The 12,518-nt window shown below is 52.8% G+C and carries 12 protein-coding genes; 3 read left to right on the forward strand and 9 right to left on the reverse strand.

The window, feature by feature from the left end; all coding sequences use genetic code 11:
- Window positions 1-200 precede the first annotated feature (200 nt).
- Window positions 201-1,769 carry an MFS transporter gene (locus AB4K05_RS23700; RefSeq protein ID WP_368482143.1) on the forward strand — a complete coding sequence of 523 codons (1,569 nt, stop codon included), beginning with the start codon at window positions 201-203 and terminating at the stop codon, window positions 1,767-1,769.
- 20 nt (window positions 1,770-1,789) lie between these two features.
- Here the strand turns inward: AB4K05_RS23700 and mrdA are convergent, their stop codons facing one another.
- Both mrdA and argS read right to left on the reverse strand, forming a co-directional pair.
- A complete protein-coding gene (gene mrdA, locus AB4K05_RS23705; protein ID WP_368482144.1) occupies window positions 1,790-3,661 on the reverse strand; it encodes a penicillin-binding protein 2 in 1,872 nt (623 codons plus the stop codon).
- A gap of 260 nt (window positions 3,662-3,921) precedes the next feature.
- Window positions 3,922-5,655: an arginine--tRNA ligase gene (argS, locus tag AB4K05_RS23710; protein WP_368482145.1), complete on the reverse strand. Its 1,734-nt coding sequence runs from the start codon at window positions 5,653-5,655 to the stop codon at window positions 3,922-3,924.
- Window positions 5,656-5,885: 230 nt separating this feature from the next.
- Between argS and AB4K05_RS23715 the strand changes: the two genes are divergently transcribed.
- Both AB4K05_RS23715 and cutC read left to right on the forward strand, forming a co-directional pair.
- Window positions 5,886-6,452: a VOC family protein gene (locus AB4K05_RS23715; protein WP_368482146.1), complete on the forward strand. Its 567-nt coding sequence runs from the start codon at window positions 5,886-5,888 to the stop codon at window positions 6,450-6,452.
- 74 nt (window positions 6,453-6,526) lie between these two features.
- Complete coding sequence (cutC, locus tag AB4K05_RS23720) at window positions 6,527-7,267, forward strand: copper homeostasis protein CutC (RefSeq protein ID WP_368482147.1); 741 nt, start codon at window positions 6,527-6,529, stop codon at window positions 7,265-7,267.
- A gap of 223 nt (window positions 7,268-7,490) precedes the next feature.
- On the opposite strand, the gene cmoB is transcribed toward cutC, so the two are convergent.
- From cmoB to AB4K05_RS23755, 7 genes are read right to left on the reverse strand one after another with little or no spacing between them, the layout of a single operon-like run.
- A complete protein-coding gene (gene cmoB / locus AB4K05_RS23725; protein WP_368482148.1) occupies window positions 7,491-8,459 on the reverse strand; it encodes a tRNA 5-methoxyuridine(34)/uridine 5-oxyacetic acid(34) synthase CmoB in 969 nt (322 codons plus the stop codon).
- Window positions 8,456-9,199 carry a carboxy-S-adenosyl-L-methionine synthase CmoA gene (cmoA, locus tag AB4K05_RS23730; RefSeq protein ID WP_368482149.1) on the reverse strand — a complete coding sequence of 248 codons (744 nt, stop codon included), beginning with the start codon at window positions 9,197-9,199 and terminating at the stop codon, window positions 8,456-8,458. The genes cmoB and cmoA overlap by 4 nt, the downstream gene beginning before the upstream one ends.
- Before the next feature lie 39 nt (window positions 9,200-9,238).
- Window positions 9,239-9,634 (reverse strand): MAPEG family protein, encoded by a 396-nt coding sequence (locus tag AB4K05_RS23735; RefSeq protein WP_368482150.1) that lies wholly within the window; start codon window positions 9,632-9,634, stop codon window positions 9,239-9,241.
- A gap of 51 nt (window positions 9,635-9,685) precedes the next feature.
- Window positions 9,686-10,459 (reverse strand): DUF72 domain-containing protein, encoded by a 774-nt coding sequence (locus AB4K05_RS23740; protein ID WP_368482154.1) that lies wholly within the window; start codon window positions 10,457-10,459, stop codon window positions 9,686-9,688.
- Window positions 10,438-11,751, reverse strand: coding sequence for a tyrosine-type recombinase/integrase (locus AB4K05_RS23745; RefSeq protein ID WP_368482151.1), 1,314 nt, complete (start codon window positions 11,749-11,751; stop codon window positions 10,438-10,440). Before AB4K05_RS23745 ends, AB4K05_RS23740 begins: the two co-directional genes overlap by 22 nt.
- Before the next feature lie 55 nt (window positions 11,752-11,806).
- On the reverse strand, window positions 11,807-12,043 hold the full coding sequence (locus tag AB4K05_RS23750; RefSeq protein WP_072277047.1) for an excisionase family protein: 237 nt from the start codon (window positions 12,041-12,043) through the stop codon (window positions 11,807-11,809).
- Window positions 12,044-12,084: 41 nt separating this feature from the next.
- Complete coding sequence (locus AB4K05_RS23755) at window positions 12,085-12,426, reverse strand: hypothetical protein (protein WP_368482152.1); 342 nt, start codon at window positions 12,424-12,426, stop codon at window positions 12,085-12,087.
- Window positions 12,427-12,518 lie beyond the last annotated feature (92 nt).

Genomic DNA, 12,518 nt, shown 5'->3' on the forward strand with positions numbered 1-12,518 from the left:
GCGGTCGGGTTTTTTATTGCCCTTTCAATCAAAAAAAGTTTAATTTTTTACTTTTGGTTATTAAAAACTTTTACCTCGATCGCATTCCTACGTATTACTAATAAGCGTAACAACAATAGTGATATTGCTCACATTTCAAACGTGCCCATAAGAATATAAAAACAATGTTTCAAAATAATAAAACATGAGGTTTATTTTTTATGGCAAGAAATGCGGCTTCAGCTCTTAACGAGCTGCAGGGAAGACCTGTCAATCTGCGCCATCAACTGGCATACGGAGGTGGAAACCTCTTGGGAAGCGGCGCGCTGGCGATTAGCGGCGCGTGGTTGCTTTACTTCTATACCACATTCTGCGGGCTGACGTTGATTGAAGCCGCGCTTATTTTCTCCGTTGCCAGCGTCATTGACGCCATCAGCAACCCGCTGATGGGCTACCTGACCGATAACTTTGGCAAAACGCGCCTCGGTAAACGCTTTGGCCGCCGCCGTTTCTTCTTGCTTATCGGCATCCCTTTGATGATGTTCTATCCGCTGCTGTGGGTTGAAGGCCTCGGCTTCTGGTACTACCTTGCCACCTACGTGGTGTTTGAAATTATCTATACCTCGGTGATGGTGCCATACGAAACGTTGGCCACCGAAATGACCGACGACTTCTCCCTGCGCTCGAAGCTGACCGGCTACAAGGCAATTTTTGGTAAGCTCGCCAACTTCCTCGCTGCCTTTATTCCTGGGCAGTTTATCTTGCTGTATGGCAAAGAATCGGCGACGCCGTTCTTCCTGACCGGCCTGACCTACGGTGCTATTCTCATCTGTGCCGTTGCTTGTCTTTGGTACAACAGCTGGGAGCGTCCACGGGAAGAAGAGATTGACGTGCAGGCTAAACCGGGGCTGTTGAATACGCTGCTGTCGCTGGCAAAAGACATGCGTTCTACCTTTTATCTGCGCGTGTTCCGTAAACATCTTGGCATGTATCTGTGCGGTTTCGGCGCGGAATGGCTGTTTGCTTCCATCTTTACTTACTTCGTTATTTTCGTCCTCCAGCACGATCCGGCGATGGTGGCGGGGCTCAATAGCCTGAACTCTATTTTGCAACTGGTCTCTACGGCGCTGTTCATTGGCCTGTGCGTGAAAAAGGGCTTCAGCAAACCGTACATTATGGCGCTAAGCATCGTTATTTTTGCGGTGCTGCTCTACACCTCGCTGTGGTTCTTCCATTTGCCGGCGCATCTGGCGACCATCCTGATGTTCGGCATTACGGTGCTGTTCGGTCTTGGCACCGGTGGCGTGTACTACATTCCGTGGACGGTTTATACCTTCCTTGCCGATGTTGATGAAATTTACACCGGCCGTCGTCGCGAAGGCATCTACGCCGGGGCGATGACCTTCTCGGGCAAAATCCTGCGTTCGGTGATTGTATTTGTGATGGGCGCGGTGTTGAGCTATTTCGGTTTCCAGTCGAAAGCCCACGTCCAGCCTGAAAGTGCGGTCAATGCGATTGCGGTGGTGTTCTGCGCAGGTGTTGCACTGCTGGCGCTGGCGGCGATTGTCTTTAGCAAACAGATGAAGCTCAATCGTCAAACCCATCTCGTGGTGCTAGAAGAAGTGGCCCGTATTAAAGCGGGTGGCAGACTGGAGGATATCAAGCCGGAAGTGCGCGCGGTGGTGGAAGATCTGGTCGGCCACCGTTACGAAGAGTGCTGGGGCAATAGCCCACTGTTTAAACGCGAAGCCGCACCGGTTAGCGTGGAAGCGGTATCCGCCGGGCGTTAAGCCCCGGCGTTGCATCTCACTTATCCCTGGGGTGGCAACTGCGGCTGGCTGTCCTCAGGAACAAAAAGGTGGTCGAGTATTTTGCGCATGACGGGTGCTGCGACCACCCCATCACTTCCCCCGTTTTCCAGTACCAATGCCACGGCAACCTTTGGATTTTTATACGGTGCAAAAGCGGTATAAAAAATATGGTCGCGTAGACGCGTTGGGATCATTTTCGCATTGTAGGTCTGGTTTTCTTTGAGGCTAAATACCTGTGATGTCCCACTCTTGGCGGCAATCCCGTAGTCGGCAGTATGGAAGAATTTGTAGCCGGTGCCGTTTGAAGCGTTGGCCATCCCAAACATCGCCTGCCGTACCAGACTCCAGTACGGTGAGGCGGCATCGGCGATTTGTGTTTCGTGCGCAGGCTGGCGATACGGAATGACCGTTTTACCAGACTGTTCCTCTTTTAACAGGTGAGGGGGAATGACGCGGCCATTATTAAGCAGCGTCACCATCGCTTTGACCATCTGAATCGGTGTGGCAATCCAGTAGCCTTGGCCAATGCCCACGGAAATGGTATCGCCTTGGTACCAAGCTTTTTTATGCACCCGTTGCTTCCAGTCTCGGCTGGGCAGTAAGCCGTTGTACTCTTCGTCGAGGTCGATCCCGCTGGGTTTACCGTAACCAAACTGACTCAGCATCGAGTGAATACGATCGATACCCATCATATATGCCACCTGATAGAAGAAGGTATCGGCTGATTCTTCAATCGCCTTGGTGACGTTAAGCATCCCGTGACCGCTCTTTTTCCAGTCGCGATAGTGGCGCTGAGTGCCGGGCAGCGTCCAGGTCGGTGCGCCAAAGAAGCTGGTTTGCGGCGTGATAATGCCATCCAACAGCGCCGACATGGCCATATACGGTTTTACCGTCGACGCCGGTGGGTAGAGACCTTGAGTGACTCGGTTAATCAGCGGCAGGTTTTTATCCTGTAATAGCGATTTATAGTCCTGATAGCTGATGCCTTTCACAAACGGATTGGGATCGTAGCTTGGGTTTGACACCATCGCTAACACCGAACCATCATGCGGATCTTCAACCAGCACCGCCGCGCGCTGTCCAACCAGCAGACTCTCAATGTATTCCTGAAGATGCAGATCCAGCGTCAGGTGGATGTCTTTGCCAGCGACCGGCGGGACATCTTTCAACAGGCGCACGATGCGCCCGTGGTTATCCACTTCAACTTCCTGATAGCCCGTTTTACCGTGCAGATCGTTTTCGTAGTAGCGCTCGATTCCCTGCTTGCCGATGTTATGGTCAGCGGCATAGTTTTCCGATAACCCGTTTTTATCTAGCGCCTTCAGATCGCTATCGTTAATTTTTGAAACATAGCCGAGTACGTGAGCCAGCTCCGCGCCGTACGGGTACTGGCGATCTTCATAGCTGTCCACGGTGACGCCCTCAAAGCGGAACTGATTCACCGAAAAGCGCGCAATTTCAACATCGGTGAGGGCGTTTTTTAGCAAAACGGGTCGATAGCGGCTGGCGGATTTGAGCGCTTTATGGAACTCTTCGATATCGTCGGGCGTCAGATCAACGAGCGGGGTAAGCTGACGCAAGAGTGCGTCCATATCGTTGATTTTATAGGGCGTGACGGTGATGTCGTACCAGGTGACATTCTTAACCAGGGGAATACCATTACGGTCGTAAATGATGCCGCGCGTCGGCGCAATTGGCAGCATTTTAATATCGTTGGCATCTGAGCGAGTGGTGTAATAGCCATGCTCATCTACCTGTAAATGGTAGAGATTTAGGATCAGTATGCTAAAGCAGACGACAACCAACCCGAAGGCCGCTAACACTCGACGGACGAAGAGCTTTCTCTCCGCTTCATAATCTCTAAAAGTCATTAAGGCACCCAGTCTATAAGCCGCCTAATAATACGGAGCGCTCATGGGCATGACAGACAAAAAATGTACCATCCTTCTAGTGAAATGTGTCATTTCTTGATTTTTGTAACATTTACCAGACGACCGCCTGATGGCGTCGCACTTATCCGGCCTACGCACGGCACCCCGTAGGCCGGATAAGGCAACGCCGCTATCCGGCAATAACGGGTAGCCAAAAAAAAAGCCCGCGACAGTGCGCGGGCTTTTCGTGCAGAACGAAATTACATCCGTTCTACGGTTTCGATACCCAGCGTATCCAGACCCATCTTCAGGGTTTTCGCCGTCAGCAGCGCCAGCTTCAGGCGGCTGTTGCGAATAGCTTCGCTGTCGGCGGACAGGATAGGGCAGTGCTCGTAGAAACCAGAGAACAGGCCCGCCAGATCGTACAGATAAGAACACATCACGTGCGGTGTACCGTCACGGGCCACCACGTTCAGGGTCTCTTCAAACTGCAGCAGACGTGCCGCCAACTGAGCTTCACGATCTTCGGTGATGGTGACCGTTGCGTTAACGATAGCGCTTTCTGCAAGCGATGCTTTACGGAACACGGACAACACGCGGGTATAGGCATACTGCATATACGGTGCGGTGTTGCCTTCGAAGGCCAGCATGTTATCCCAGTCGAATACGTAGTCGGTGGTACGGTTTTTGGACAGGTCGGCATATTTGACCGCGCCGATACCGACAACGTTCGCCAGTTTTTCCAGCTCATCAGCCGGCATATCTGGGTTTTTCTCTGCAACCAGACGACGAGCACGTTCCAGCGCTTCATCCAGCAGATCGGCCAGCTTCACGGTGCCGCCAGCACGGGTTTTGAACGGCTTACCGTCTTTACCCAGCATCATGCCGAACATGTGGTGTTCCAGCGGTACGGAATCTGGCACGTAGCCTGCTTTACGCACGATGGTCCACGCCTGCATCAGGTGCTGGTGCTGGCGGGAGTCAATGTAATACAGCACACGGTCAGCGTGCAGCGTTTCGTAACGATATTTCGCACAGGCGATATCGGTGGTGGTGTACAGGTAGCCGCCATCCTTTTTCTGGATGATGACGCCCATAGGCTCACCTTCTTTATTTTTGTATTCGTCGAGGAATACCACGGTGGCGCCTTCGCTCTCCACCGCCAGACCTTTGGCTTTAAGGTCAGCAACGATGCCCGGCAGCATCGGGTTGTACAGGCTTTCACCCATCACGTCATCACGAGTTAGAGTGACGTTCAGGCGGTCGTAGGTCAGTTGGTTTTGCGACATGGTGATATCGACCAGCTGGCGCCACATTTTACGGAAGTATTCGTCACCGCCCTGCAGTTTTACGACATAGCTACGCGCGCGCTCAGCGAAGATTTCATCTTCGTCGTAGTGTTTTTTCGCGTCGCGGTAAAAACCTTCAAGATCGGCCAGCGCCATTTCACCGGCGTTGTCCTGCTGCTGTTTTTCCAGCCAAGCAATCAGCATACCGAACTGAGTGCCCCAGTCGCCCACGTGGTTAGCACGGATAACTTTATGGCCCATCAGCTCCAGCGTACGTACCGCGGCGTCACCAATGATGGTGGAACGCAGGTGACCCACGTGCATTTCTTTCGCCACGTTTGGCGCGGAGTAATCGACAACGACGGTTTGCGGCTGCGGCTTAGCAATACCCAGACGGTCGCTTGAAAGCGCCTGAGAGATATGCTCGGCCAGGAATGCTGGGTCGAGGAAGATATTGATAAAGCCGGGTCCGGCGATCTCGACTTTATTTGCAATACCGCTTAAATCGAGATGAGACAGTACCTGCTCTGCCAGTTGTCGTGGCGCCATGCCCAGTTTTTTGGCAACAGCCATCATGCCATTGGCCTGATAGTCGCCGAACTGGACTTTTGCTGACTGACGAACCTGCGGTTCGCAATCGGCAGGCGCGCCTGCCGCAATCATGGCCTGACTGACTTTTTCTGAGAGAAGAGCCTGAATATTCACCGGAATACCTTACGTTTTAGACGCCGTTACCTGTATGGTTTCGCGCCGGGTGTGGATAAATTAAGGCGGGAGTATACTGCATTTGCCTGATGCCGTCAGCATCAGCCCCGCCTCAAGCCCCGTGAAAAAGGCTGCCTGCGCAGGGATTAATCGCTCGGCAACCGCTAAGGTTGGTTCACGACGAACAACAGGGTAGATTAGCCTTTTCATCTGATAAGAGTAGGGCTTAAATGGCAAACTGGCAGACAATTGACGAACTGCAGGATATTTCTGCGGATCTCCCGCGCTTTACCGACGCGCTCGCGGCGTTATCCCAGACTCTCGGGCTGGATATCACACCGCTGCATGCCGACCATATCTCCCTGCGCTGCCATCAGAACACCACCGCCGAGCGCTGGCGCCGAGGCTTTGAGCAGTGTGGAACGTTGCTGTCAGAAAATATCATCAACGGTCGTCCCATCTGCCTGTTCAAACTCGAAGAACCGGTCTGCGTTGCGCACTGGCGCTTTACGGTGATTGAGCTGCCGTGGCCGGGTGAAAAACGCTACCCGCATGAAGGTTGGGAACATATCGAAATCGTGTTGCCGGGCGAGCCGGAAACGCTGAATGCGCGCGCGCTGGCGCTGCTGTCCGACGAGGGGCTGTGCCTGCCGGGGATTTCGGTCAAAACCAGTTCGCCAAAAGGTGAACGTGAGCGCCTGCCGAATCCGACGATGGCGGTGACCGACGGTAAGGTAACGGTGAAATTTCATCCATGGACGATAGAAGAAATTGTTGCCAGCGAACAGGCAGTGTAACAATGTGAAGTCACGCTGAGTCTACGCACGGGAACGGTGGCATGATTCGTCGCTGGATTAAAATGGAGAGAAAAATGGCATTGCTTGAGATCTGCTGTTACAGCACGGAGTGCGCGGTTATCGCGCAGCAGAACGGGGCCGACCGCATTGAACTGTGCGCCGCGCCGCTGGAAGGGGGGCTGACGCCATCATATGGCGTGCTCAAAGCAACGCGTCAGCGGGTATCCATTCCCGTTCATCCAATTATCCGTCCGCGTGGCGGTGACTTTTGTTATACCGACGGCGAATTTGCCGCCATGCTGGAAGATGTTCGCCAGGTTCGCTCGCTTGGTTATCCCGGCCTTGTGATTGGCGTTCTGGATCCCGACGGCCAGGTTGATATGGCACGGATGCGGCAAATTATGGTGGCGGCGGGGCCGCTGGCGGTCACTTTTCACCGTGCTTTTGATATGTGCGCGGACCCGCAGCAAGCCTTTGAACAGCTTGCTGAATTAGGCGTCGCGAGGGTGCTGACCTCCGGCCAGCAGCCGTCGGCTGAGAAAGGAATTTTATTAATTCGGGAACTTATTGCCCGAGGCAATACTCCAACAATCATGGCGGGTGCAGGGGTCAGAGCGAGCAATCTTTCTCTCTTCCTCGATGCTGGCGTCAAAGAAGTGCACAGTTCAGCTGGGCAATGGTTGCCTTCCGAAATGCGTTATCGCAATCCCGGATTATCAATGTCAACGGATCCTGAAGCTGATGAGTATTCGCGTTATGCCGTCGATGGTGAGGCGGTTGGCGCAATGAAAGAAATCATTGAGCGTCAAGTGTAGCTAAAAGTTTTTACCGCGTGTCATATTCGCCCAATATGATGCTTGCTTGTACCAGGCCCCTGCCCATTAAACAGGGGCCTTTTTTTCTCCGTCATATTTCAACCTGCCACTGCGTTGGCTTTCCTCGCTCGCCCCAGTCACGTACTGATGTACGCCCCCGGGGACTCGCTGCGTCGCCGCCTTGTTGCAGGCTGAAATATTTAGGAGAAACGAGTACCGGACGTTACGGTTTACGGGCAATCAGCACCGCGCGCAGCGGGGCCGGATAGCCTTCAATCGTTTTGCTCGGATCATTCGGGTCGAGGAAGTCAGCCAGCGATTCCGTCACCATCCATTCGGTACGGCGCTGTTCTTCAGTGGAGGTGACGTTCATATCGACGATACGTACATCCACAAAACCGCATTTTTCCAGCCAGTTTTTTAACGCCGGTGCCGACGGAATAAAGTAGACGTTACGCATTTGCGCATAGCGGTCGCCCGGCACCAGAACTGTGTTTTCATCGCCTTCAACCACTAATGTTTCCAGCACCAGCTCGCCATCGTTTACCAACTGATCTTTGAGCTGCCACAGATGTTCCAGCGGAGAACGGCGGTGATAAAGAACGCCCATCGAGAACACGGTATCAAACGCTTTCAACGCCGGAAGCTGCTCAATGCCGAGCGGCAGCAGGTGAGCGCGCTGATCGTTGCCCAGCAGTTTACGCACCGCTTCAAACTGGCAAAGGAACAACTGGGTTGGGTCGATACCGACCGCCATATGTGCGCCCGCGCCAATCATGCGCCACATGTGATAGCCGCTACCGCAGCCAACATCAAGAATGGTGCGGCCACTGAGGTCGGACAGATGCGGCAGCACGCGATCCCATTTCCAGTCCGAACGCCATTCGGTATCGATATTCACGCCGTACAGCGAGAATGGCCCTTTGCGCCAAGGCATCAGGTTACGCATTAGGGTATCAATACGTTTCACCTGGCCTTCGCTCAGCGGTGTTTCACTTTCAGCAGTGACGCTGTGCAGCAAATCTAATTTCCACGGCTGAATTTCCGGCAGAAATTCGACGGCGTTTGACCATTGCTTAAACAAACCGTGCTGATCGCGTTGCCAAGTGGCGATTTGCGCTGGCAACGTTTCAAGCCAGTGGGAAAGGGGGCTTCTGGCGATTTGCTGATAAAAATTACCGAACTCAATCATGCCGGAGTTCCTTCCTTGAGCGCCACTAGGGAGCCAAAGTTAAAGCACTGGAACCACAGTTCGCTGTGCTCGAAACCGGCTTCGTGCAGACGGGCCTTATGAACTTCCACCGAATCAGTCAGCATCACGTTTTCCAGCATGCTGCGCTTCTGGCTGATTTCCAGCTCGCTGTAGCCATTAGCACGCTTGAAGTCGTGGTGCATGTTAAACAGCAATTCACCCACGGTGGCATCTTCAAAGCTAAATTTTTCTGACAGCACCAGCGCGCCGCCCGGATTTAATCCTTTGTAGATTTTGTTCAGCAATGCCTGACGTTCTGCGGGCTCTAGGAACTGTACCGTAAAGTTCAGTACCACCATTGAGGCGTTTTCAATTTCGATATCGCGAATATCACCTTCAATAACATCAACCGGCGTCGGCGCTTTGTAAGCGTCGAGGTGTCGGCGGCAGCGTTCAATCATGGCGGGGGAGTTATCCACGGCGATAATGCGGCAATCATTGTGGGCAATATTGCGGCGAATTGAGAGCGTGGCAGCACCCAGCGAACAGCCGAGGTCATAAACCTGCGTACCCGGCTTGACAAAACGTTCGGCCAGCATGCCAATCATGGAGATAATATTCGAGTAGCCAGGCACGGAGCGCTGGATCATATCCGGGAAAACTTCAGCTACCCGTTCGTCGAAAGTCCAGTCGCCAAGGCGGGCGATAGGGGCAGAAAAAAGCGTGTCGCGGTCAGACATAAGGTGAAATCCGGAAAAATAAAAACGGCGTATTGTGCGCTAACGCAGCGAGAAAACCAACTCCCACGGCATATACCACAAATTCGCAAGTACCATGAGCAACAGTGAAATGTAGGTGGCGATCATGCCGGAACGCCGCCAGCGGAACAAACGATGGTGAAAACCGTAGTAGTGCATGATGCGCCCGGCGAGCAGCAGCAGGCCACAAAAATGGACCATCCAAGTTTCTGAGCCGTTCATTTCCATAAACAGCAGCAGTACCACGCCAATCGGGATGTATTCAACCGCATTGCCATGAATGCGGATGGCGCTTTGCAGTTCGCTGAATCCCCCGTCGCCATAGGCAACGCGGTAAAGCAGACGCAGACGGACGACGTCGAAGGAAAACTTTATCAGCAACAATGCCGCCAGTACGGCATACAGCGCGCTAACCATACAAACTCCCTTTATGTTGGCAGATGGCACTCATTATCATAGGTATGAAAATCAGAAAAGAGAAGATTGTTGTGGAATAGAAGGGGCTGCCCCCAACTCTGGAAGCGCCGTTTGCAGCGCTTGCCACAAAGAATGCACCAGTTCAGGCGCCTGAGCGATATCTGGCGTATGCAAAAATAGGTAGGGGGTGGTGGTTTGCTGCCATTTTTGCAGTTTTTCAAGCCAAGGCGCGAACATCGCCTGATTTTGCGCCATATCATCGCTACCGATAAATCGCACCATGGGTTGCTCTGCGGTAACGACCGCATGAACCGGGACTTTGGGCTTCTTGCGCTGTGCGTCAATGACTGCTTCGCTGTGCGGACGGGCGGCATGAACCGGGCGGCTGTCGAGGATCACGCGGTTTACCCTGCGCTGATGAAGACCGCGATTGAGCTGTAATTCTTCGGCGCCTTTATTAAAAAATAGCGGATGGCGGACTTCAACACCGTAGCGAAACTCCTGCGGTAAACCGTCGAGAAACGCCCACAATGCGGGCAAATCTTGGGGGCCAAACGTCGCCGGAAGCTGAAGCCAGTATTGACCTATCCGTGAAGCAAGCGGCGACATGCGCTGGAAAAACTCCAGCGTCAGCGCATCGCACTGGCGAAGAGATGCCTGATGTGAAATGGTTGCCGGAAACTTAAAGCAAAAGCGAAAGTTATCGTCGGTTTGCGCCAGCCAGCGGGTGACAATTTCCGCCTTGGGCAGCGCGTACAGCGTGGTGTTGCCCTCCACGCAGTTGAAGTGGCGGGCATCATCACTTAACTGACTGATTTTAATAATCCTCTACTGCTCGTTTTTGGCCTCTGGGGCATCAATGGGGCAAAATCGGCCAGCTTCTGATTTAGCATTGCGATCTGCTCTGCGCTACTGTCAGCCATCCACGCGCCGTAAACATTGAACACCATTTGGGCGCTTGAATGTCCCATCTGGTTAGCAATGAAGCTCGGGTTTGCTCCAGCAGACAATGACCAGCAAGCATAAGTGTGCCGTGACTGGTACGCTTTCCGATGCCTGAGCCCAGCGCGCTTCAGTGCGGCATCCCATGAGTCGCCAACCGAATCAACCTTGTAGATAAATCCGACCTGCTCACATCGCCTGACTATCTGTGGGTTAAAGACGAACGTGCATTCATGATTCACCGAACGGTTATACTCTCGTAGCTTCACATCGATGTGATGTTGCTTACCCAACTTTGTCATTTCAGCCTGATTTTTCAGGATGCTAAGCGCTGGCTGGATAAGATGCACCACCCGATCTGTACTGGCCTCGGTTTTCGGTAGAGTGAACTCGCCAAGTTTCGTATAATTGCGCCTGATGGTGATTGTACCCGCCTTCAGATCAATATCTTCCCAGGCCAGGGAGACCAGTTCTCCGTGACGCATACCTGTGTATACTGCTAATGACCACAGGTTTTTCGTCTGCTGATGCCGGCATGCATCTATCAAACGAATAAATTCGTCACGAGTTAGTGGATCTGGTTCTGCCCTGGCTTTCTTAAGCGGCTTAATGCCATCAAAAGGATTTGTTTCCAGGTAACCGTGATCTGCAGCAAACTGAAACATCCCGGCAATAGTCGTCATGTAATAGTTCACAGTAACAACGCTGCGTCCTTTTGCTGGTTTCTTACTACTTGTCGAACTCTGATAACCGGTCAGTAAATCTTTCCTGATGTACAGCAATTCCTCTTTAGTTACCGCTGAAACCAGGCGCCTTGCCCCAATTAATGGCACGACGTTTCTCGCTACTGACTCATACCGATTGAGTGCGTTTGCAGAAATTTCCATTTTCTTCAGATCCAGCCACTTTTTTTCAAGCTCTTTGACTGTGATTTCTTTCGAACCCACCCCAAAAACTTTAAGGTTAGGTGAGTCAGGAAACTGTGCTGCATAGTCAAAGTTTCCGGTGCGGACGGCAAAGCATACCGATGTACGTAGTTCCCCGGCGATCTTCCTGTTCTTAGCGGTGTCAGGGACACCGAGGCTCTCCCTGACACGCTTACCTTTGTATCTAAACCAGATGCGTAATGTGCCACCGTGGTTTTCGACGCCTGTTGGATATGAGACTTTATCCATTGATTCCTCCAGACGCCCAAGAGCGATGTGAGCTTACCTTTTTCATGGTGTTAAATCACCCTGGTTGCTTGTTTCTCAGTGATGCGACCCATGAATCAACTGCGTGTCTGTTGTACATGCATTCGCTGGACGGCTTCGGGCTGCCGTCAGGCGACATGTGGATATATTCCCGGCCAACGAGCCAGCATTCTTTTCTGGCCCGGAGGATGGTTCCTGGCTTGAGCCCAGTGACAGCGATAAGAACGCTTTCGCAAACCCACTCATTCGGGGCGAGTTGGATAACATTGGTCATAATTTTTTCTCCAAATAAACCGGCTGCACCCGGTGGAATATTTAGCGTTTGCTGGTGGTTGTTGAGTCCAGAACTTCTGGATCCGGCGGTGCTCTGAACAGTGGCCCAGGAGCAACATCAAATCGACGCCATCGGATATCACAGGTGCGCACTTCGTTAGGTGATGACCACGCTACGACGTCAGCTACCGGTTCGGTTGCATCCTTCCGGCGCTCCAGGAGCTCGTCTAACGCTTTTATCGCGTCAGCGGTGACATAGTCCTGGGTGCTGCCGTTTTTGTACGTGAGCGTGCTCTGTAGCGCGTCACGTACCCGGATAAGCCGCTCATCTGTCAGTCGGCCATTTGCAGGGTGGTTAGCTGGGTCTGTTAAGTTGGTTGTCATGGCCTAATCTCCGTTCTTTCGCCCAGAATCCGAATCGCAATTCTTTCCCGCACGGTTAGCTGCCGGCGCTTACCGCGGGCGTTTACGATTTC

This window comes from Kluyvera sp. STS39-E (genome assembly GCF_040932435.1).
GTDB lineage: Bacteria > Pseudomonadota > Gammaproteobacteria > Enterobacterales > Enterobacteriaceae > Kluyvera.